The sequence below is a fragment of the Bacillus sp. 1780r2a1 genome, assembly GCA_024134725.1.
Classification (GTDB): domain Bacteria; phylum Bacillota; class Bacilli; order Bacillales; family Bacillaceae_H; genus Priestia; species Priestia aryabhattai_A.
In genome coordinates, this window is record CP099863.1 from 2,040,289 (window position 1) to 2,062,051 (window position 21,763).

The following is a 21,763-nucleotide window of genomic DNA, read 5'->3' on the forward strand; positions in this document are numbered from 1 at the left end:
AATAAAATAACTCCTGGTATTAGAGGTAATTAATAAAGGTATACCAATCATCATAAACTATCAACTCAAAAACTTCCTTTTTATTACATTATAACACCTTTATTCCATAAGGAGATTTAATTTTTTTCTATGCTATCAGTTCATCTAATGCTTTCACAACAAAAAAAACCTCGCAGTGATATGCGAGGTTTTTCCTTATACTGCGTTAACCAGCTCTGGGTCTCTTTGTTCTTTCTTTTTCGCTTTTTTATCATTTGAAAGTGTAAACATTGAAATGATTGTAAACGTGATAGCAATCAACCCTAACAGCAAGTAAGCGTTTTTAAAACCGGCCGTATCGTACATGCTCCCTGCAATTGCAGAAAGGAAAATAGCGCCTAGCTGTTTTGAGAATTGGAAGCCAATTAAGTAAATCGTTGCGGATAAGCGAATATCAAAGTTTGCTGTAATGTATTTAAAAATAGCAACCAGTAAAACAGGGACTTCTATTGCATGCAGAAGCTTTAACGCACTAATCATAATTGGGCCGTCCGCAAAGCTCGAACCCAAAATGCGAAACGACATGATTACACCTGCGTAGATTAAAGCGTTCTTTGCACCGATTTTACGAATGAAGAACGGCGCCAAGAGCATAACAACTGCTTCCATGATAATTTGAGTTGTGTAAAGGTTCCCAAAAACGCGTGTACCTTCTGCTTCGGTGCTAAAGAAATGCGTAAAGTAAATCGCAAACTGTTGGTCAAACACTTCGTAAATGCACGTTACCCCAACAACGTAAAGTGTTAACCACCAGAACTTTCTATTTTTAAAGATAGCTAATACCGATTCTTTTGATGTTGCTTCTGCTTTTTGTTTTTCGATTTCTTCGGTTGTTGTTCCTAAATTGGTTTGCTTCGTTTTCGCAAACGAGAACAGAATACCTAACACTACCGCTACAACTGAGCTAATGATGAAGATTAAGTTAGGGTTTGTGGCGAAAAATGCCCCTGTTAAGTACGTACCCGTAGCTGCTCCGATGCAACCAAACATACGAACTTGTCCATACTCGAACGAGTTTACTTGACTAACTTTTTCGATGTAAGCTTCAATTGTTCCAGATCCACCGTTAAAACAAGCACCAAGGTAAGCGCCTCCAACAACTGCTCCAAGAATGATATTTGTTTTTAATAAATACGGAAATAAGTAGATAAAAAACGGTGCAATAAATACTAATAAAATAATAAAACCCCACAGTAAGTTTTTACGCAGACCTAGCTTGTCTGAAATAATTCCGAAAAACGGCTGCAAGCAAAGTGCTGAAATGGCCATTGCTGAAAAGATAATCCCTACTTCAGTTGAACTTAATCCCCCAACATTTTGTAGCCAAATTGATAAAAATGGTGTACATGCTGCCCAAATAAAGAAGTAAAGGGCAAAAAACAAGCCAAAAATCCAATAATCCTTGTTTAGTATAGTTTTCATGCGTAAATCCATCCCCTATTATGTAATATTTACTCATTTTCACTAAATTTTTAGTAAAAAGTTAATACATATAATTTATCAAAGAAAGCGTTATCTTTCAATAGTTTTTAGAAAATTTAAACACATTATTGAGAAGGTTTTCTTTTAAAAAAATCCCGCAGACTCATCATAAGTCTGCGGGATAGTCAATTTATTTACTGAAATTTTACTTCAACGTAAATATCCACCGTTATTAAGATCAAATGTAGCTCCTGTATAATGCTTGGCTTTATCTGATAACAAAAATACTACCGTATCAGCTACGTCACGAGGAAAAACCGGTGTTTTAATTAGCTGGTGTTCCAAATACTCTTGTTTGCGCCACGTTGGAATGCTATCCATCATAGATGTATCCACCATTGTTGGAGCCACAGAATTGACTCGTATATACGGCGAAAAATTCATAGCGCAACTTTTTGTTAATCCGAGTATAGCAGCTTTAGATAAACCGTATAGAGCATCGGAACTTCCTTCTAATGCTGAAACTGAAGACATATTAACAATTGTGCCATACGCTTGTTTTTCGATGAGGTATCTTCCGAAAAGCTGAGAAAAATAAACTGAGCCTTTTACATTAACATCTATTACTTTGTTAATGTCTTCTTCTGAATATGTAAGTAAATTTTGTGCTAAATAAATTCCAGCGTTATTAACTAGAGCATTAACTCCTGGGAATGTAGCTGTAATTTGTTTAAAGAAGTTTTTCACGCTGTCATAATCTGCAATATCAACTCTATATGTAGACAATTTATTAGTTGAATATGAAGCCTTTAGTTCATTTAATGAATCTTCGTTGATATCACAAGCGACAACACGCGCTCCTTCATTTAAGCATGATGTGACAATTTCTTTCCCTATCCCAGCTCCTGCCCCAGTTACAATCACATGTACTTTTGACAACATTAAGCATCACTCCTTTTTGAATTAACTGTTATTCTCAAATTCTACCAGATTATGTTCATTCTTCAACAGCCGTAATAGGGAACATATAGGTGTTGAATGTGAAACTTTCAAAAGAAACAATTTCGTAGTACCAGTAGAGGTAAACTAATTGTGGGTACTTTTTTAAGAATTTCAATCCTTCTGGCATTGCTTGCGCTTTCTTTTGGAGCAGCAGCTTGGAGAGTTCTTAACATCGTAAAATTAATTAAAAATAAGTAAAGAGCTCTTCATTTAAGTGAAGAGCTCTTTACTTATTGGTAGTTTTTAAAGAATTTTAATGATTCATCAATGATAATTTGCTGATCGTTATCTAATGTTGCCACGTGGTAGCTATTTTCAAGCGTTATAGCTTTTTTCTCAGCTGAGCTGATGTTTTCAGCTATGTATGTGCTGTTTAGCGGTGGAACAACGTGATCTTCTGTGGATACAAAAATAAGGGTTGGGCACGTAATTTTAGGTAAATCATTTTTAACAAGTCCAAGCAGCTTATATAGCTCTTTAAGTGACGCAACAGGCGTTTTGTCATAGCCGATTTCATCTACGTTTTCTTTTTTTACATCAGAGCCAGCTGAGTCAAGAAAACGCGTATGAGGGTCCGCTTCGAATGCTTGTGGGTTTAAAGCAGGAATATCAATCGCTGCGTTAATTGGCACAATGCCTTTAATTTCAGGATAATTTTCTGCCATATAAAGCGTTAATGTCCCTCCCATTGATAAACCAACAACAAAGATGGTGTGGCAGCGCTCTTTTAACCATGAATAGCCTTCTTCTAGTGATTGAATCCATTCTTGATAAGTTGATGTTTCCATATCTTCGTAGTGCGTGCCGTGTCCTTTTAAACGGGGACCACAAACCGTATAGCCAGCTTTGTGGTAAGCTTCCCCTAATGGCCTCATACTGTGTGTAGTACCTGTAAAACCGTGCGATACTAAAATACCAATTTCGTTTCCTTCAAAGTAAAATGGCTCTGCGCCTTCAAGTATTGGATATTTTGTCATAAAAATCCCTCCCACTTTCAGTTTACCAAAAACCGTTTGTAAACCGTTACATTTTTGCATTGAAAAAAGGAAGCATTTCTGCTTCCTTTGCGTTATACCATCACTTTACACATATTGTTTGTAAATTCAACCGGATCTTCAAGCGGTAAACCTTCAATAAGAAGGGCTTGATTGTAGAGGAGATTTGTGTAAAGCTCTGCTTTTTCTTTATCCTGCTCAAACGCTGTTTTTAAGGCTTGGAACACGCTGTGACTTGGATTGATTTCTAAAATCTTGTCCGCTTGTACCTGCTGGTTATTTGGCATTGCTTTTAAGATTTTTTCCATCTCGATTGTTACGTCACCTTCGGTTGATAAGCAAACAGGATGAGTTTTTAGACGTTTAGATAATCGAACATCTTTCACTTTTGTTGCTAACGTTTCTTTCATATACGTAAGAAGCTCTTTGCTATCAGCTTCTTCTTCTTTTGCGTTTTCTTTTTCATCTGCCTCAATTCCTAAGTCACCGCTTGAAACAGATTTAAATTCTTTATCTTCGTAAGACATTAGCATCTTAATTGCAAATTCATCTACTTCATCCGTGAAATAAAGAATTTCATAGCCTTTATCAAGAACCATCTCTGTTTGTGGCATTTTTGCGATGCGTTCATAGGATTCACCAGACGCGTAGTAGATATATTTTTGCTCTTCAGGCATACGATCAATGTATTCTTTAAGAGTTACAAGCTTTTGTTCTTTTGATGAATAGAATAATAGTAAATCTTTTAGCGTATCTTTACTTGCCCCAAAGTCACTGTACACGCCGTATTTAAGTTGACGTCCAAATGTGCCGAAAAATGTTTCATACTTTTCACGGTCATCTTTTAACAGTGACTTCAACTGACTCGTGATCTTATTTTTAATGTTTTTCGCAATCAGTTTTAGCTGACGGTCATGTTGCAGCATTTCACGTGAGATATTTAATGATAAATCTTCCGAATCCACAAGTCCTTTCACAAAGCTGTAGTAGTCTGGAAGAAGGTCTGCGCTTTTATTCATAATTAATACGCCGCTTGAATAAAGCTCTAAGCCTTTTTCGTATTCAGGAGAGTAATAATCAAAAGGCATTGTTTCCGGAATATATAAAATTGCATTATAACGTACCATTCCATCTACGCTAATATGAATGTGTTTCAGCGGTTTGTCGAAGCCATAGCGCTTTTCTTGATAAAACGCGTCGTAATCCTCATCTTTTAGCTCACTCTTATTTTTACGCCAAATTGGCACCATGCTATTAATGACTTGTTCTTCCGTTACCTGTTCAAACTCAGAATCGCTGCCTTCTTTTGGTTTACTCTCAGTAACGTCCATTTTAATTGGGTAGCGAATAAAGTCTGAATACTTTTTAATAATAGCTTTTAAACGGTATTCTTCTAAGTATTCGTCGTACTGATCTTCTTCCGTATTTTCTTTAATCGTTAAGACGATTTCTGTACCAACTTCATCTTTTTCACAAGGCTCAATCGTATAGCCGTCTGCTCCTTCTGAATTCCAGCGGTAAGCTGTATCGCTTCCAAGTGCTTTTGACGTTACAGTTACTTCATCAGCAACCATAAATGCTGAGTAAAAACCAACGCCAAATTGACCGATAATATCGTGTCCATCTTTTGCTTCATTTTCAGCTTTAAACGCCAAAGAGCCGCTTTTCGCAATTGTGCCAAGGTTGTTTTCCAACTCTTCCTGCGTCATGCCAATACCTGTATCTTTAATAGTAAGCGTACGTTTTTCTTTATCTGCCGTTACTTTAATAAAGTAGCGATCTTTTTCAAATGATAGTGATTCATCTGTTAACGCTTTGTAATAGATTTTATCAATCGCATCACTTGCGTTTGAAATGAGCTCGCGTAAGAAAATTTCTTTTTGAGAATAAATTGAATGAATCATCATGTCGAGCAGTCGTTTTGATTCAGCTTTAAATTCTTTCTTTGTCATAAAAAATCTCCTTCCTGTTGCATGAATATGTAGTAATTAGCACTCTTTGTCCTAGAGTGCTAATTACTATTTAATTATCATATTTTTCATAAATATGTCAATAGATTTGGGGTAAAATAGTTTCTGTGATATTCAAATAATCAAAAAGACCTTATCACTTTAGTGATAAGGTCGATTTTTAACTTAAAATAGCTATTCAAGAAATCTAGTATATGCATATGGAAATTTTTGTATGGGTTAATAACCTTAGACTAACGCACATTTCAAGGTAAAATATGGTGGAATGAGACAAGTTCTATTCTGCTAGTCTTTTCACTGATTTTGAGATGAAAAATGGTTGGTTAATTGAACAATAAAAAAACAGTACTTAGTTTATGCCTAAGTACTGCTTTCCCAGTTAAATTGCTTGCTTAATTTGTAAATTACGCTCGAGCTTTTTCTTCACACGCTGCAGAGCATTATCAATAGATTTTACATGCGTCTGTAGTTCGTTTGAAATCTCTAAATAAGATTTGCCTTCTAGATGCAGGTTGAGTACATTACGCTCCAATTCGCTTAATAATTCAGAAATTTTCATTTGCATATCAAGTGACTTTTCACGGTTAATTAGCATCATTTCAGGGTTTGTACGATTTTCCTCTGACAGTAAATCTAAAAGTGTATAGTTTGATTCATCATCCGAAAGCGGCTTGTCCAAGGACACGGATGAGTTAAGCGGTCCGTGCTTTTGACGAGTCGCCGTTTTTATAGCTGTTAAGATCTGCCTTGTAATGCAGAGTTCTGCAAAGCTTCGGAATGAACTCGTTTTATCTTCTTTAAAATCACGAATCGCTTTATATAAGCCAATCATACCTTCTTGAATGAGATCTTCTCGCTCAGCACCGATAAGAAAGTATGGACGTGCTTTTGCTCGTACAAAATTACGATAGCGATTAATTAAATGGTTGAGCGACTCATCATCGCCTGTGTGTGCTAATTCGACCAGTGTCATATCCTCTAGTATTTCGTAGTTTCTCATCATCTTTAACTCAATGTGAATACTCATTTATATCCCCCCGTTGACCTCTATTGAATGTTGATGTAGATTGCTATTCTCTGCTTTTCTTTCAAGGGTCCATCATGGCAAAGCGACATAAAACGTAGTGTCCGTTTATTAGAATGAATACTGTTTAGTTTGAAAACCCAATGCACACATCAATTAACGGTGACGTCAAACTTATTCCCTTGAATGCCTCTCCCTGGATACTAGTATACACACCCTTTTTCGAAAACGTTGTCGAAATGTGAAAGTGTTTACAAAAAATTCTAATATTTTTCTCTGAAAATTTCAACTTTTATTAGCAAGCTCTGTCGAATCGCCTTATGTAGCTAAAAAACGACTGCTTATAAATGATTATTTTGAAGCCATTGAGAAAAGAGGTTCCAAACACCATCAGGGCTTTTGGCATTCCCCAAAAAAATGCCGAACGTTTCATGGATGTATCCTTTTTGCTTCATCGTGTTCGAGAGTAGATGGACTTCTTGGAAAAACAAATCCATCGTGCCATCCCTTCGCTCCAAAGCAATCCCTTCTAAATACTTAATGTTCTCTTCTTGCCAGTTATCCACGTGCATATGATTACTCGTGTAGTTTTCCTGATCAAAGTAAAAAAAGGTTCATCACTGAGTCTCCTAATCTTTGAAAAAAAACAACTTTACAATTAAAACGTAAAATTGTTTTTTATGTTTCAAAGAAGTATTAGTTTAAAATCCGATATTCGCTTCATCGTTATTCGACCAAGCATTACGCTTGCCTTTTTTATTATCTGCCTTTAATTCGTTACAAATGTCGATGATGTTTACATTATCCTCATAATGTTTTTGAAGAGCAATGCTGTTATATAGCTCGTTAAGCTGCGCATACGAAAATTCATTTGTAACAGAAACAAGCTCGCTAATTTCCTCCACCTTTAGGAGATCCCTGCTGTTTTTCTTCATAAGATATTGTTCACGAAGCTTGGATGTTGGAAGCTTAATCTCATAAGCACGATCAAATCGTCCCGAGCGGTTAATAAGAGCAGGATCAATGCGTTCTGGATAGTTTGTTGTTCCGATTAAGTAAATTCCTTCTTTAGATGTTGCACCATCAAGGGTATTTAAAAACACAGAACGAATTCCTTGAGGCATAGAGTCGATATCTTCAATAACGAGTACCATAGGGCTCATTTTTGCAACCGAAGAAAATACTTCTTGAATCGAATAACTGGACGTATACTCTGTAATTTGCCAATAGGCAACGGGAGCTTCAATGCTCGTTGCAATTGATTTGACAAGCGTTGTCTTACCGTTCCCAGGCTTTCCGTACAATAAAATCCCACGTTTATATGGAATTTGATATGTATGAAAAAACTCTCCGCCGTTTGTGAAAAATTCGTCAATAGAACGATAGATTTGATTTTTGAGCTTATCTTCTAAAAAAACGTCGTCTCGTTTAACGAGCGTTGTAATCTTCTCTTTACGGTTTTCAACACCATCTTCTGTATCGATAAAAATGGTCACGTAATCTTTAATATAGTCTCGCTTACGTTTTAACACATAGTCTAAAAAGGATGATAAACTTTCTTCGCTTGATGCCAAAATATAGTCATACTGAGTCAATTCGTTCTTTTGAAAAGAAGGCATGCGCACAAGCGCTACGTTATGCTTTTCATAATAATAAAGGTGATTGTAAAGCGATGGTTTTAAAATCAGTTCCATTTCTTTATCAGTATGATTGGACGAGATAATGCCCATTTCTAAGCAGTCAAAAATGGAAGCGAGTTCCGTAACGTTTTCAGGATGAAGATCTAGATCTTCTTCAAGTACTTCCCAAATCTCATTAGACGTGTCGCTATCTACATATAGTTGAAAATCGTCACCTGTTTTTGTTTTTAAATACTCTTTAATCTTTTGTACAGGAAGTGCATAGCTGTAGTATTCAGGTGCTTCATCAATTGTTTTAGTTGAAAATTGAACTAAGGATTGTTTCGTTTTGATCATGTAGTGTCTCCTTCAGGTTTAATATGTCTAATTATACAACATTTTACATGTATTGACTTCTTTTATGTACATAACTTTAGAACATGTGAAAGCAATAAAATAATAGAACAAACTATTCGACAGTAAAACGAAGAAAAAGAGCATTGATAAGGATTCAATGCTCTTTTTCTTCGTTAATTTTCTTCTGCTTCATATGCAACAAGTGCTACACGCTTTCCAAGCTTCATTTCAAACTGCTCTTCCATGCGCTTAATAACGCTGTGCATTTCGTCTGTAATGTGAGCGGGCTCGAAGTGTTGATTTTTAGATTCCATTTTCTTCGTCACCTCCATAATAGGTAGTGTGTACGAAGAAAGGAAAACCATAACCGTCCTTTTATTTTTGTTTTACTGTAATTGGTTTAATGGATAACGATACGTTTTCATAGGAGTAGCTGTCTCGCTGTCCATCTGTATATCCCCAGTAACCAGAAGTTTTTTTCGTTTTGGCGAATTCAAGCTCAAAGCCCGAGCTACCGTTTAAACTATAGCTTTTCACTGATGAATTAGCTTCGTTATCTACTAAATCATAGCCAATAAGCTGATTTACCAAGCCGTGTGGTGAAAAGACACCTGTGTTAGGTGCTGTTTTCGCATTGCTGTACTCTGCACCGATTGTTTCACTCTTCGTCTCCGATACCGTTATTTTGTTTGTTTTTACGTTAATCGTATCACCAGGTGATAAAGCTGATAAAGAAATATCTTCATAACTGCGTGGCGTGTGCTTGCTTGCCTTTGCGTTATCTATATCCACCACCGTTACTTTTCCTCTACCTAACACTTCGACTTCACCTGTTTTGTTGTGAACAAGCATTGCTGTATCTTCGTCAATACCATATGAGCGTTCACCTTTCTTACCCAACTCATAAGACGTTGCTACCAAGCGGCCTAATCTCGCTTTTTGCTCAAAATGTTGATCAATAATGCCATATTGGAAGAAACCAAGTCCTTGTTCCACATATCCTGGTCCAAGTTCTTGCTGCTCCATGCCATCATACGAATCAACAAATCCTTTCGTTAACGTATTGTAGCTGTCTCCACCAGCAATCATCGTATTGCTCATGATAGCAGCGCCAGCACTTGTCCCACCTAAAATGCCACCTTTTTTATACATGTCCCAAATTGCGTTTAATACCGTAGAACGGCTGCCGTCTTCTTTTAATAGGGAACCTGTGATAAGAGTTTGGTCGCCACCAACAAACCAAATACCCGATAGACCTTTAACTTTATTGGCTAAAGCTTCACTGTTCATATTGTTTTTCCATGTAGACTCATCTACAGGAGTGCCTGAAAAATCAGCGCTTGCAATTGGTAAAATTTCGATATTATCCGGATTTACTCCAATTGAAATAAGCTTCTTTTTAAATGCTTCAGAAGACTTTAACGAACCGCTAGCTGCTGGAATGATTCCAACCTTTGCTTTCGTTTTCCCACCAGCTTCTTCAACAAATTTTCCGTAAAGCTCATTGCTTTCTCCAACAGCTCCACCCGCAATTAATAAATTTCCACTTACTTTTTCTTGTGGAACATTTTTTGCTTTAAACGATGGAGATTGATAGCTATTATCCTTTTTAGAACCGCTCATAGATACCTTCATAGGTTTAATATCCATTTGAACATTTACAAAAGAATATTGATCCTTCTGTCCATCTGTATATCCCCAATATCCATTCGTATCTTTTTGTTTTTTAAATGTAAGCTTAAAGCCTTTTCCTTTACTATCAAGCAGTTGACTTGTAAGGGGATCTGTTTGCTGATTGTCTACTAGTGAGTAAGATAAGTAAGCTTGCAAACGACCATACGGAGTAAATACTCCAGTTGCTGGAAGCGGTTTGAACGTATAGTATTCCTCTCCGTTTGTAAGATATTTTGTGCTGGACACGTCAACAGTCTTTGCATCAATATTCACTTTATCTCCAGGCGATAAATAGCTGATTTTAGCGTTTTTCACTTCAAAACCGTTTTGTTTATCTTCTTTACTTGTTGCTTGGCTTACGTCTGCTAAGAACACCCCGCTTCGGCCAACGACTTCGACAGTGCCTTTTTCGTTAGACACAACCATTGCTGTATCTTCATCTACTCCGTAAGCAAAGTTTTGTTTTGGATTTTGCTCATGCTTTACTGCAGCAACAGTTAATCGACCATATCGAGCACGCTCGTTCATGTGCTGATCAATAATGCCGTGCTGGAAAAAACCGAGTCCTTTTCCCACAGTCAAAGGCTCATATTCCTCTTTATTAGCTTTAGCACTTTGACCTTTTAACGCACCTAAACTATCTCCTCCAGTGATCATAACGTCACTCATAATAGCAGCACCAGCGCTGGTTCCACCGATTACGCCACCTTCTTCATACATCTCCCAAATGGCTTTAAGAGCTTTTGAATCTTTATTGCCATCGCGCAGGGTATCGACAATCTTCACCTGATCGCCTCCAACAAACCAAACAGCTGTTAAATCTTTGATTTGATTAGCGACTTTGTCGGTGTTACTGTTGGCTGCCCACTTGCTTTCATCTTCTGCTGTGCCTGAAAAATCATGATTAGAAAGTGGCAGAATTTCAACAGAGTCTGGGTTTATTCCAAGTGTAACCATATCTTTTTTAAAGGCTGCAGAAGACTTTAACGAGCCGCTAGCTGCCGGGATAATACCGACTTTGGCATTTTTAGTACCACCTGCAAGTTCAATAAACTTGTCATAAACCGCTTTATTTGATGAACCAAGGGCACCTCCAGCAATAACCAGATTTCCTTTGATTTTCTTGTCGTCAATTTGTTCAGCTGCTGGTTTTAACGGACTAAAAGGTAGCAAAGCTGCAATTGTTGCAGCTGCAATCCACTTCTTTTTCATGTACATCATCCTTTTCGATTTATTCAAAGGTTCCTTTCACAATCACTTCTTTGTTTTGAACCATTGTTTGACCTTTAGCAATGACAGTATCAATCGTTAAATCATTTTTGTTCAACAATACTAAATCAGCATCTTTTCCTAGAGCGATGGTGCCTTTATCTTGTAGCTTTAATACCTGAGCAGGGTTTGATGTGATAACTTGAAGTGCCGTTTCCATTGGAATCCCTTCCTCTAAAATGGCATCTCTTACTTCTTCAAATAAAGAGTGAACCTTTCCGACCTGTACGCCTATGTATTCTCCGTCTTCATTAAATGACGGTAGGCTTGCTTGGCCATCAGAAGAAAACGTAATGCTTCGAATAGTTACACCGCGTTCAAGCATCATGCGAAGTCCCTTACTACACTTCACTTCACCTTCTTCTAAAAACAGTGGGATTGTGCTTGTTGTAAAATCTACATACCCACCGTTTAACGCAAAGTTAATTCCTGCTTCAAACAAATCTTCATTTCGATTAATATGCGTTGGATGAAAGTGACGAATAGGAATGTTTGTTTTTTCTTTAATTTGTTCAAGAAGTGACAGTTTGTCAGCTCCATCACCAACGTGAACCTCAACTATACCTGCTTTTCCAGATAAAATACCGCCGTTACGAGCAGCCGAAGCAATCTTCGTCATTTCCTCAAACGTAGGCTCGGATGAACGATGATCTGCAATTGCAATTTCTCCTGCACCAATAATTTTATCGATTAGAATGATGTCATCTTCAATCTTATCTGTTAATGTTTTAACAGGTACCTGGTAGGAGCCTGTATGAATAAACGTTGTAATGCCTTCTTCATCTAGTCCTCTTGCTTTTGCAAGCAGACTTTCCATTCTTCTAGTTGTGCCATCTGTTCCTAGCAAACCAATAACCGTTGTGATACCAGCAGTTGTTAAGTCCGTTAGCTGAATTTCAGGCGTGCGCGTTTTAAATCCTCCTTCGCCGCCTCCGCCAATCAAGTGAACATGGGAGTCGATGAAGCCAGGTGTGATGATAAAGTCAGATGCATCAATAACTTCTATAGACACAAATCCTTCTGGAACAGTAATTTCATCTTCGATATATCCAATTTTGTCATTGACTAAAAGAATGTCTTTACGCCCCAAGTAGTGAGGCGCATAGACTTCTCCATTCTTTAAAAGTGTAAGCATGTAAATCTCTCCTTCTATTAAAAAGGACCGTACCCAATCATATGAGCAATTACAATTGTAATTAGTCCAATTGCATATTGTATTAAAACAAGTGGTAAAATCCATTTAGCCCACTTTGTCCATGGAATTCCTGCAATAGCAAGACCCGCCATAAGCGTACCTGCTGTAGGGAAGATAATATTCCCGATTCCATCGGCAAACGAGAATGATAAAACAGCGGTTTGACGTGTGATATCTAATAGATCCGCTAACGGAGTCATGATTGGCATTGTCAGCATCGCGTGACCGCTACCTGATGCTAAGATAAAGTGAATAGCTGCTTGGAAATTGTACATTCCGATAACGCTTAAATAGCCCGGAACATCTTTCATCATTTCTGATACTTGGAATAGTAAAGGATCAACAATGTGTCCTTGCTCTAACACAACAAGCGTTGCACGAGATACACCGATTACAAGCGCTCCACCAATTAGTGCAGCTGCCCCGCTTGTGAAAGCTTTAACGGTATCATCAACCGAAAGGCGTCCAATAACTGCAATAGCGATTGTTAAAATAATAAATAACGCAGCAATTTCAGTAATGTACCATTGATATTTAATAACACCAAATGCTAATACAACGTAGTTAAGCATAAAAGCACCTAAAATAAATCTGTGCTTTCTCTCTAATCTTTTTCCAGATTGTAAAAGCTCATTTGCATCTTCTTTGCTATACTTACCATAAAAGCCGATTGACGGATCTTTTTTTACTTTCATTGCATAGCGGTAGACAAACCAAACTGATACAGCATATACAAGCACAAATGTAACTAAGCGAAGGCCCATTCCAGAGAATAGAGGAAGCTCAGCGATACCTTGTGCGATTCCAACGGTAAAAGGATTCATAACGGCAGTTGTAAAACCTGCGGAAGCACCAACTAATACGATAGCTGTTCCTGTCATAACGTCAAAACCTAGCGCTAGCGCTAGCGGTATTAATAATGGGATATAAGCAAGCGTTTCTTCCGCCATTCCCATTAACGATCCACAGACAGCAAAGAAAAGCATCATAACGGGAATGAGTAACTTTTCACGCGTTGCAAGCCTTCTTGCCATAGTCGCAATTAGTAAATCTACCGTACCTGTAACACTTAATACACCAAAAAAACCACCAATAATTAAAACGAAAAAGATAATATCAGCTGCTTCTGTCATACCAGTATGAATGGCCTTTACCATATCAAACGGACCAACTGGTGTAGAATCGATCCACTTAAACGAATCTGGATCAACAAGCGTACGGCCATCTTGTTCAATACGGCTATATTCACCGGCAGGCAATACATTCGTTAAAATGGTGGCAATTACTAAAACCCCTAGCAGTAAAGCAAAAACGTTAATATTACCGGTTTTCTTTGCTTTTTTCGACACGACTTTCTCTCGGTTTAACTCACTCATCTCTTTTCTCCCCTTCATTAGTAACAAAATACGTCATCAACACTTCTGTTTTTCTTTGTGTTTTGACAAAAACCAACATTATTCCTCCTTGCCGTACACCTTTTTTAATTGCAATTTACGTGCCAACCTTAAAATCTAGGATAAATTGATTATTTTTTGACTATTTCATTAATTTAAGCTATTATTCTTGTTTATTTTTATATAAAATTGGTTTTATTAAGAACCTAAAACAACCATTAAAGGTGGATTGAAAATAATGAAGGAGCTTGTATTAATTTGTGGAACAAAAGAGACAAAAAAAGCGCTAACAACGCAGCTTAATGATATTTTAGGAAACTCAATTCATATTTGGAGTTATTCAATCGAAGAAGGTTTGCCTCATCAATTTGAAAATCAGCTGGTTGTACTATCCTCTTACCTAATTGAAGAAGATGTAGAAGGAAGAATTAGCAGCAGCTGTGATGTTATTGTAGCGAAACGAACGGTTAACTATGAATATATTGATCAGCTGTTCTTTTTGCCTCCAGGAACGAAAGCGCTTTATGTAAATGATTTTCCCGCTAGCACAACTGATGCTATCCACACGCTAATGAAGCTCGGAATTGACCATATTGAGTATTATCCATACTTCCCTAATGCATCTATTGAAATAACGTTCGATGTAGCCATTACGCCTGGAGAACTTGCTTTTGTTCCTCCTTCCATCCCTCATGTAATTGATATAGGGGTACGGTTAATTGACATCTCAACTATCTATCAAATCTTACAACAACTTAACCTTGTTAATGAGCTTGATCAAGACGTTTCAGAAAAATATATAAAAAAAATTATTGAGCTTGGTCAAAATATTGCTGAGTTCAATAAACAAACAGACCACTTAAACAACCATTTAAAAAAAGTGGTAAACGGAGTCAATGATGGGATTTTGGCTTTTAATCGCGACGGTAAAATCACGGTATTTAATGACGGCCTCCAAAAAATGACTGCTACTCCGTCAGCGTATGCGCTACAAAAATCTATTCATACGGTTTTTAAAAACTCATCGCTTATCGACTTTTTACTTAAGCAAAAAGAAAGCAATGACGCTTACTTTACGCTAGATGATATAGATGTGGTTGTGCATCGATTTTTATTAGAAAGCGATCAAACCGTCGTTGCTACATTCAAAAGTGTAAAAGACACGATTGCGATTGAAAACGCAGCCCGGAAAGAACTAATAAAAAAAGGCTACATTGCAAAATATCATTTTTCAGATATTATTGGCGACAGTAGTATTATTTCTGGTACAAAACAAACGGCTGCCAAGCTTGCTCGCACAAACTTAGCTGTATTAATTCAAGGAGAAAGCGGCACAGGAAAAGAGTTGTTTGCTAGTGCCATCCATAATGAATCGGCTCGAAAACACGGACCTTTCTTAGCTGTAAACTTTAGTGCACTCCCTGAAGATTTACTAGAAAGTGAGCTTTTTGGTTATGAAGAAGGTGCGTTTACCGGCGCGAAAAAAGGTGGAAAACAAGGGATTTTTGAGCAAGGGCATGGAGGAACCATTTTTTTAGATGAAATTGGTGACAGCAGTCCCAAACTACAGGCTAGACTATTGCGTGTGCTGCAAGAAAAAGAGGTTCGAAGAGTTGGTGGAACCAAAAATATTCCTATTGATGTTCGGATTATCGCAGCTACAAACTGTGATTTACAAAGTATGATTACCGAAGGCACGTTTCGCCGTGATTTATACCATCGATTGAAAGTGCTATATTTAGAACTTCCACCCTTGCGAAAACGAACTGGTGATTTACCTATTTTGATGGAGCGTTTTATTCAAGAAAGTGAACAGCCGGATGTTTATATTCAACCACAAGTGATTGAGGCCTTGTCTCATTACCCTTGGTATGGAAATGTACGAGAATTAAAGAATACGGTGGAATATATGCTAGCTGTTTGTGACGAAAATGAAGTTACGACTGATGATTTACCTTCTAACAGCTTCTTTGAACTAAATGATTATCAAAAAGACCAGAACCAGTCAGATTCTAGCCTTGAAGAGTTTGGGATGGATGAGTTAATTTTATTGAGCGGCATTTATGCATTAACTAGGCAAGGAGTCACTCCTAGTCGCAAGCGTTTGGTTGAGTTTACTGAAGCATCCCACACTCCTCTTTCTGAGCAGCAGGTACGCTATCGTTTAGAGATGTTAGAAGAAAAAGGATTAGTGATGAAGCAAAAAGGACGTGGTGGAACAAAATTAACTCAAAAAGGTTATGTAGCGGCTGAAAAGCTTGAGTTAGCGCTCTCCTAGTACGGAGTTGATACGTTGCTTTTGAATTTCTGTGTACATCTTTTTTAATTCCAGCATAGAAAGCTCATATAAGTGCCGACCATCTTTTGCTTTGTAGCATCCGTAATTAATGAGCTGATGTAGTACTCGTTCACGCTGGGTTTCTAGGTGTTGTTCATAGGATTGCATGACCGATTCCCCTTTCGTTGCTTGTTTTTTTTCTCTATTGTCATTATCTTATATTTGTAAGCACTCTCTATCTTTACCCGATGTTTACGATTAAAAACATGAAATGAAAAAGATTGAATAAGCATAGAATACGTAGAATCCGTGAAAAAAAGATGAAATGCTTTGGAGTGATGTAATGAAAGAACATATGCGCTTAGCATGGTTCGCTTCGTGGTTTGCTTTTATCGGGCAATTCCTTGTCTTTTTGTGCGTTGCGCTGTTTACAGGAGAGTGGCGCTACCTCTTATGGAGCTTTCTCATTAGTATGACGGCTGGATTAACGGGAATAATCGTCACGAAAAATGCTGCAGAGAAACATGAAGGTAAAAAAGAACGCTAAACAAGCATCTGATGTTCTCTGTCAGATGCTTGTTTTTGTTTTAGACTAAAAGATTCCTATTATTAAATAAACAGCAGTTCCCCATATAAACAAAGCAGATAATTTATTTAGCAGCTTCATAAAACCACCTGTATGGTCAATTTTCCCTATCACCCTTCCAGCAAACGTAAGGCTGATAAACCACAGCCACGATACGGCAATACAAGCTCCCGTAAACAAGGCTTGTTCTGCACCGCTATATTTTAGTGCGCTTGTTCCAATTACACCAATCGTATCTAAAATTGCGTGCGGGTTGAGTAAAGAAACCGATAAAGCGAATAAAGTTTGCTCACGAGTTGTTAATACGTGATAATTCCCATCTGCTTTTGGTACAGACGTCCAAATAGTGTAACCCATATATAGTAGAAATAAGCTACCTCCACTCATTAAAGCAACTCGAATCCACTCAAACTGAAATACAATAGCAGATAATCCAAAGATAGCTAATAAAATTAGCAACGTATCACATACTGCAGCTGTAATCGTTGCCGGTAACGCTCGGACAAATTGCGTTTGCGTAGCTCCTTGAGAGAAAATAAATACGTTTTGCACGCCTAAAGGTAAAATAAGACCTAATGCTAAAAGAACTCCATGAAAAATAGCTTCCATCCATCAACAACCTCCTTTCAATCACTATCCTACTATGATAGATTAAAAAGAAAACAACCAATTGGATGGTTTTTTACCCATCCAATTTAGAGGAGATTGCATGGACTGGAAGCCAAATACACATTCACACTTAACTCTTCACGACCAAATTATCGATTGGATAAAGGAGAGAATTGAAAAAGGTGACTGGTGCGTAGGAACGAAAATTCCAACACAGCGCCAACTTGCAGCGCAGTTTAATGTAAACCGAAGCACGGTGCAGCTGGCTCTTGATGAACTTCGTGCAGAGGGTTTACTTCAATCTAAAAGAGGCTCTGGAGTATTTGTAAGCAATAGTTCTTGGAACGTTCTTGTAAACAAAACAAATCCGAATTGGCAGCAGTATATTGAAGGAAGCGTTCATGAACCAAACTACCATACCATTCAGCTTATTAACCAATATGAACAAGTTGATCATATTATTCGACTTGGAACAGGTGAATTATCGCCAGATTTACTTCCAACAAAGCAGCTTGAAGAGTCGTTAAAAGAAATTTCGCTCGAATCAAAAGCAATTGGCTATTCATCACCAAGGGGCAGTAAAGCTCTAAGAACAACCTTATGTACATACTTAAAGAAAAAAGGAATTTATACAACGCCTGAAAATATTTTAATTGTTTCTGGGGCTCTTCAAGCACTTCAGCTAATTGCGGTTGGGCTATTAGAAAAAGGATCACTTGTCTTTCAAGAACAATCATCGTATTTGAATTCAGTACATCCTTTTCAGTCTGCAGGCATGCGCGTTATGTCCGTTTTAAGAGGTAAGAACCTACCCGAACATCTACGTAGGCTTAAGAAAAATAAACAGTCATTGTTTTATTGTGTACCTACTTTGCATAATCCGACAGGCTATAGTTGGACTTTAGAGGAGAGAATAGCCTTTTATCAAACGTGCAAAGAACTCCAGATTCCTATCATTGAAGATGACGTCTATCACGAGCTGCTATTTACTTCAGGGATTGAACCTATCAAAGCGCTGGATACGTCCGGACAAGTTTTATACATTGGTAGCGTCTCAAAAACGCTTAGCCCTGGTTTACGAATTGGATGGGTTGTTGCTCCTCCCCCTGTAATTGAACGGCTAGCAGATATAAAAATGCAAACAGATTATGGATCTAGCGCCTTTTCTCAAGAGATTGTGGCGCACTGGCTATCAACAGGGTTATATGAGAATCACTTAGGACAGCTGCGAGAACAGCTAAAAATCCGAGCGGAATTTGTAGAAAAGATTCTCTATCAAAAATTTCAAAGCTTAGCAAACTGGGAAAAACCTGAAGGCGGATTTTTTATATGGCTTAAATTTAAGAAGCCAATCGTTAATAAAGCACTATTTCTTAATTTGCTAAAGCGAAATGTTCTAATTAATCCCGGCTATATTTATGAAACAAGGGATTTATATCATATTCGTCTGTCGTATGCGTACGCGTCATTAGAGGAACTAGAAAAGGGGTTAGATATTTTATTTGAAGTGTGTAGCGAATATTAAAAATGAAGCAAGAGATATTTTATCGAGATTGGGATAAAGGCAGAATGAAGCAGAGTACAAAGCTGTTACTTTTGTTCATTCTGCCTTTAACTTAGAATCTTAATTCTATTTATACTATCAATTTACTATTCCACCTACTTTTATATGTAATTTTATGTTAAAATAATGGTCATATTTTCATTTTTAACGGAGGGTTATTTTGTATGAGTACGTACAATATTGGTGATATTATATTTCAACTCGTGACTTTTGGACTTATTATCTTGTTTATTGCACTTCTAGTATTTTTGTTTCGTTCATTTTTAAAGAGCAGAAAACAGCTTAACCAAATAGAACAACAAGTGAAAGAGCTTACTGAGAAATTAAATAAAGACAAGCACTAATCATAAAACCCCTCTTATTTCCAAAGACAATAAGAGGGGTTTTATAGTGCTTTATTTAGAAGCAAAAATTTGTTTTTGATCCCACTTTCCATATTTGTAATAAACAAATGCGATAATGCTGCTTATTACAAAACTTGTACCCATGCCAAGTCCGATGCCCGTTTCACCTAGCCACTTAGCGAATAAATAAGTGAGTGGATAACGCAGTACCCAAAAAGAAACAATATTTAACACAAGAATCGCAAACATCGCTCCTGATGCTCTTACAACTCCATTTAGAATGAAGTTAATACCAAGAAACGGATAAAAGAAAGCGACAACCTTTAAGTAATGTGTACCAAACGCCACGGCTCCTTCGTCTTCAATAAATAGACGAGTCGCCCACTCTGCTAAGAAAAAGATAACCACAGCTACAAGCATCATTATTGCAAAGTTATATATAACTCCATATAGGCCAATTTGATTCACTCGACTCCACTTTCCTGCACCAATGTTTTGCCCTGCCATACTACTCACAGAGGTTCCAAGCGCCATCGCTGGAAGCATAAGAATACTATCTAAGCGTTGAGCTGCGCCAAATCCTGCAACTGCATCGTTTCCAAAGGATGTAACGACGCTCATAATTGCCATAACACCAGCTGAAATAACCGTCATTTGTAAACCTGACGGAATACCAAGCTTGAAAATAAGCACTGTTTCTTCCCTCTTTGGCAGAGCAGGACGTGAAAACGGTACAAGCTTCTTTTTAAGAATATAAATGATGCCGTAAATGAATGCAAAGCCCTGAGATAAAACAGTTGCATACGCAGCTCCTGCAATACCTAAATCAAACGTCCAGATAAAGATTGGATCAAGCACAGCATTTAAAATAACCGAGATAAACACAAACCGCAGCGGGGTTTTACTATCTCCTACTGCTCGTAGTACAGTACCGATAAAGTTGTACCCGAACAAAAATAAAATTCCGACAAAGTTAATTTGTAAGTATGTTGTAGCGTCGACAAGCATTGTTTCAGGAGTGCCCAGTAACTTCAAGATTGTCTCTGAGCTTAAAAAGCCAATGACGCCAAGTAAGATTGCTAAAGCTGATAATATCACAACAAACGCATTTAAATAACGAGATAGCCCTTCTTCATCATCGTTTCCTTTTTGCTGAGATAAAATCGTTAAGCTGGCATTATTAATTCCAATAATAAATGATAAGATCGTAAAAATAACGGTACCTGAAACCGCAATAGCTCCTAAAGCATCTGATCCTAACAAATTACCAACCCATAGACTATCTATGAACTGATAAGACACCTGAAGCAAGTTCGTTAGTAGAACTGGCGTTGAAAAGAAAATGAGCTGCTTTAAGATTGAGCCTTCAGTAAAATTGTATTGCTTCATATAACTAAAACTCCTTTAGTGACTATAATAACTCCTATTCTTTTCTTTGCTTGTTCCATAGATTTTGCCTAAGAAAGCTCGTCTGGCAACTAAAAAAGAATTAAAAATCATATGGGCACAAAAACTGATTAGTAAACTAACGACTCCAATGATAAGCGGATGCAAACTAATATTTTCACGCAAAATAATTTGAATTGGAACGTGTAAAAACATAATCGTTAAAGATGCTTGTCCAAATTTCTCAAACACTGCCCCCAATATACTATTTTGAATAAGTTTGCTGCCTTGTATCAATAGTAAAACAATAGCTATTGGCAATAAAAGATCAAGACCAAAATGATTATACATATTCACTTTTAAATCCAGCTCGTAGTTTAACAGCCTGCTGTAATCTAATAAAATGACTAAAAGAATAAACACGCTACAGACTAGCTGCGAAATTTTATTGAGTCCAGTAGTTAATCGTTCTTTAAAGAAATAGCCAATTGCATAATAAGTCATAGCCATGAGAACTGTATCCATACTCCATGGCATAATAAACTGTGTGTGAATTTTTGAAACAGAATACAAATATGCCATTACATAGATGGTCATAAAAATAACTATTTTTATTAGCTTGGATTGTATAAAGAAAAGCAAATAGCCGAATAAAATTTGTGTTAAAAGTAAGCATGGAACAAACCAAAAAACGCCGTAATAAAAGCCTAGTGCTCTTCCTCCATATAGAAGGGATTCTACAGTGGAAGGAATAGCCGCAAAGTCATTAGTCTTCCATGTAATATATCCTAGAATCAAAAGCCCAAATGATAAGTATGGAACCATAAGGCTAATCGTTTTTTTGACAACCCACCTATTTAATGAATTAAGACTTTGTTTTTTAAAAAATAAATAGCCGCTAATCATAAAAAATAGCGGCATATGAAACCAGAATAGATAATGATGCGCCAGTTCGTGTCCACTGTGACTTATAACGACAGCAGAAATGCCAATCCCCTTAAGGACGTCAACCCACCTCTTATGTTCTCTCATGTGA

At 37.2% G+C, this 21,763-nt stretch carries 19 protein-coding genes; 4 read left to right on the top strand and 15 right to left on the bottom strand.

All coding sequences use genetic code 11. From position 1 onward, the window contains the following. Window positions 1-195 precede the first annotated feature (195 nt). The 11 genes from NIZ91_10255 to NIZ91_10305 form a co-directional block, all read right to left on the bottom strand. Window positions 196-1,461 carry an MFS transporter gene (locus tag NIZ91_10255; protein ID USY57002.1) on the bottom strand — a complete coding sequence of 422 codons (1,266 nt, stop codon included), beginning with the start codon at window positions 1,459-1,461 and terminating at the stop codon, window positions 196-198. Window positions 1,462-1,671: 210 nt separating this feature from the next. Beyond that, window positions 1,672-2,403 carry an SDR family oxidoreductase gene (locus NIZ91_10260; GenBank protein USY57003.1) on the bottom strand — a complete coding sequence of 244 codons (732 nt, stop codon included), beginning with the start codon at window positions 2,401-2,403 and terminating at the stop codon, window positions 1,672-1,674. A 290-nt stretch (window positions 2,404-2,693) separates the two neighbouring features. Further along, window positions 2,694-3,440, bottom strand: a complete 747-nt coding sequence (locus NIZ91_10265) for an alpha/beta fold hydrolase (GenBank protein USY57004.1) — start codon at window positions 3,438-3,440, stop codon at window positions 2,694-2,696. Window positions 3,441-3,532: 92 nt separating this feature from the next. Continuing rightward, window positions 3,533-5,410 (bottom strand): molecular chaperone HtpG, encoded by a 1,878-nt coding sequence (htpG, locus tag NIZ91_10270; protein USY57005.1) that lies wholly within the window; start codon window positions 5,408-5,410, stop codon window positions 3,533-3,535. A 397-nt stretch (window positions 5,411-5,807) separates the two neighbouring features. After that, window positions 5,808-6,455: an RNA polymerase sporulation sigma factor SigH gene (gene sigH, locus NIZ91_10275; GenBank protein USY57006.1), complete on the bottom strand. Its 648-nt coding sequence runs from the start codon at window positions 6,453-6,455 to the stop codon at window positions 5,808-5,810. A gap of 338 nt (window positions 6,456-6,793) precedes the next feature. Beyond that, window positions 6,794-7,024 (bottom strand): hypothetical protein, encoded by a 231-nt coding sequence (locus NIZ91_10280; protein USY57007.1) that lies wholly within the window; start codon window positions 7,022-7,024, stop codon window positions 6,794-6,796. A gap of 129 nt (window positions 7,025-7,153) precedes the next feature. Next, window positions 7,154-8,428: an ATP-binding protein gene (locus NIZ91_10285; GenBank protein ID USY57008.1), complete on the bottom strand. Its 1,275-nt coding sequence runs from the start codon at window positions 8,426-8,428 to the stop codon at window positions 7,154-7,156. Window positions 8,429-8,601: 173 nt separating this feature from the next. Then, complete coding sequence (locus tag NIZ91_10290) at window positions 8,602-8,742, bottom strand: hypothetical protein (GenBank protein USY57009.1); 141 nt, start codon at window positions 8,740-8,742, stop codon at window positions 8,602-8,604. Window positions 8,743-8,803: 61 nt separating this feature from the next. Continuing rightward, window positions 8,804-11,314, bottom strand: coding sequence for a cyanophycinase (locus tag NIZ91_10295; GenBank protein USY57010.1), 2,511 nt, complete (start codon window positions 11,312-11,314; stop codon window positions 8,804-8,806). A gap of 19 nt (window positions 11,315-11,333) precedes the next feature. Beyond that, complete coding sequence (iadA, locus tag NIZ91_10300) at window positions 11,334-12,506, bottom strand: beta-aspartyl-peptidase (GenBank protein USY57011.1); 1,173 nt, start codon at window positions 12,504-12,506, stop codon at window positions 11,334-11,336. Window positions 12,507-12,523: 17 nt separating this feature from the next. Continuing rightward, entirely contained in the window at window positions 12,524-13,942 is a 1,419-nt protein-coding gene (locus NIZ91_10305; GenBank protein USY57012.1) for a YfcC family protein, read from the bottom strand. Window positions 13,943-14,198: 256 nt separating this feature from the next. On the opposite strand from NIZ91_10305, the gene NIZ91_10310 reads away from it, so the two are divergent. Continuing rightward, window positions 14,199-16,238, top strand: coding sequence for a sigma 54-interacting transcriptional regulator (locus NIZ91_10310; GenBank protein USY57013.1), 2,040 nt, complete (start codon window positions 14,199-14,201; stop codon window positions 16,236-16,238). On the opposite strand, the gene fbpA is transcribed toward NIZ91_10310, so the two are convergent. After that, window positions 16,224-16,406, bottom strand: coding sequence for a Fur-regulated basic protein FbpA (gene fbpA, locus NIZ91_10315; GenBank protein ID USY57014.1), 183 nt, complete (start codon window positions 16,404-16,406; stop codon window positions 16,224-16,226). The genes NIZ91_10310 and fbpA overlap by 15 nt on opposite strands. A 175-nt stretch (window positions 16,407-16,581) precedes the next feature. Here fbpA and NIZ91_10320 point away from each other — a divergent pair, with 175 nt between their 5' ends. Continuing rightward, entirely contained in the window at window positions 16,582-16,785 is a 204-nt protein-coding gene (locus NIZ91_10320) for a hypothetical protein (GenBank protein ID USY57015.1), read from the top strand. A 45-nt stretch (window positions 16,786-16,830) separates the two neighbouring features. On the opposite strand, the gene NIZ91_10325 is transcribed toward NIZ91_10320, so the two are convergent. Then, window positions 16,831-17,433 carry a LysE family transporter gene (locus NIZ91_10325; GenBank protein ID USY57016.1) on the bottom strand — a complete coding sequence of 201 codons (603 nt, stop codon included), beginning with the start codon at window positions 17,431-17,433 and terminating at the stop codon, window positions 16,831-16,833. 100 nt (window positions 17,434-17,533) lie between these two features. On the opposite strand from NIZ91_10325, the gene NIZ91_10330 reads away from it, so the two are divergent. Further along, the gene (locus tag NIZ91_10330; protein USY57017.1) at window positions 17,534-18,958 is read left to right on the top strand and encodes a PLP-dependent aminotransferase family protein; all 1,425 of its coding nucleotides are present in this window, start codon (window positions 17,534-17,536) and stop codon (window positions 18,956-18,958) included. 203 nt (window positions 18,959-19,161) lie between these two features. Then, window positions 19,162-19,341 carry a DUF4083 family protein gene (locus NIZ91_10335; GenBank protein ID USY57018.1) on the top strand — a complete coding sequence of 60 codons (180 nt, stop codon included), beginning with the start codon at window positions 19,162-19,164 and terminating at the stop codon, window positions 19,339-19,341. Between the two features lie 51 nt (window positions 19,342-19,392). Here NIZ91_10335 and NIZ91_10340 read toward each other — a convergent pair whose 3' ends face one another. After that, window positions 19,393-20,730, bottom strand: a complete 1,338-nt coding sequence (locus tag NIZ91_10340) for an MATE family efflux transporter (GenBank protein USY57019.1) — start codon at window positions 20,728-20,730, stop codon at window positions 19,393-19,395. A gap of 15 nt (window positions 20,731-20,745) precedes the next feature. Further along, the gene (locus tag NIZ91_10345; GenBank protein USY57020.1) at window positions 20,746-21,759 is read right to left on the bottom strand and encodes an acyltransferase family protein; all 1,014 of its coding nucleotides are present in this window, start codon (window positions 21,757-21,759) and stop codon (window positions 20,746-20,748) included. Window positions 21,760-21,763: the final 4 nt, after the last annotated feature.

Excerpts from the sequence above, each read along its gene's own strand:
- NIZ91_10255 (USY57002.1), bottom strand. The coding sequence starts at position 1,461 with ATGAAAACTATACTAAACAAGGATTATTGGATTTTTGGCTTGTTTTTT.
- NIZ91_10260 (USY57003.1), bottom strand. The coding sequence starts at position 2,403 with ATGTTGTCAAAAGTACATGTGATTGTAACTGGGGCAGGAGCTGGGATA.
- NIZ91_10265 (USY57004.1), bottom strand. The coding sequence starts at position 3,440 with ATGACAAAATATCCAATACTTGAAGGCGCAGAGCCATTTTACTTTGAA.
- htpG (USY57005.1), bottom strand. The coding sequence starts at position 5,410 with ATGACAAAGAAAGAATTTAAAGCTGAATCAAAACGACTGCTCGACATG.
- sigH (USY57006.1), bottom strand. The coding sequence starts at position 6,455 with ATGAGTATTCACATTGAGTTAAAGATGATGAGAAACTACGAAATACTA.
- NIZ91_10280 (USY57007.1), bottom strand. The coding sequence starts at position 7,024 with ATGCACGTGGATAACTGGCAAGAAGAGAACATTAAGTATTTAGAAGGG.
- NIZ91_10285 (USY57008.1), bottom strand. The coding sequence starts at position 8,428 with ATGATCAAAACGAAACAATCCTTAGTTCAATTTTCAACTAAAACAATT.
- NIZ91_10290 (USY57009.1), bottom strand. The coding sequence starts at position 8,742 with ATGGAATCTAAAAATCAACACTTCGAGCCCGCTCACATTACAGACGAA.
- NIZ91_10295 (USY57010.1), bottom strand. The coding sequence starts at position 11,314 with ATGAAAAAGAAGTGGATTGCAGCTGCAACAATTGCAGCTTTGCTACCT.
- iadA (USY57011.1), bottom strand. The coding sequence starts at position 12,506 with ATGCTTACACTTTTAAAGAATGGAGAAGTCTATGCGCCTCACTACTTG.
- NIZ91_10305 (USY57012.1), bottom strand. The coding sequence starts at position 13,942 with ATGAGTGAGTTAAACCGAGAGAAAGTCGTGTCGAAAAAAGCAAAGAAA.
- NIZ91_10310 (USY57013.1), top strand. The coding sequence starts at position 14,199 with ATGAAGGAGCTTGTATTAATTTGTGGAACAAAAGAGACAAAAAAAGCG.
- fbpA (USY57014.1), bottom strand. The coding sequence starts at position 16,406 with ATGCAATCCTATGAACAACACCTAGAAACCCAGCGTGAACGAGTACTA.
- NIZ91_10320 (USY57015.1), top strand. The coding sequence starts at position 16,582 with ATGAAAGAACATATGCGCTTAGCATGGTTCGCTTCGTGGTTTGCTTTT.
- NIZ91_10325 (USY57016.1), bottom strand. The coding sequence starts at position 17,433 with ATGGAAGCTATTTTTCATGGAGTTCTTTTAGCATTAGGTCTTATTTTA.
- NIZ91_10330 (USY57017.1), top strand. The coding sequence starts at position 17,534 with ATGGACTGGAAGCCAAATACACATTCACACTTAACTCTTCACGACCAA.
- NIZ91_10335 (USY57018.1), top strand. The coding sequence starts at position 19,162 with ATGAGTACGTACAATATTGGTGATATTATATTTCAACTCGTGACTTTT.
- NIZ91_10340 (USY57019.1), bottom strand. The coding sequence starts at position 20,730 with ATGAAGCAATACAATTTTACTGAAGGCTCAATCTTAAAGCAGCTCATT.
- NIZ91_10345 (USY57020.1), bottom strand. The coding sequence starts at position 21,759 with ATGAGAGAACATAAGAGGTGGGTTGACGTCCTTAAGGGGATTGGCATT.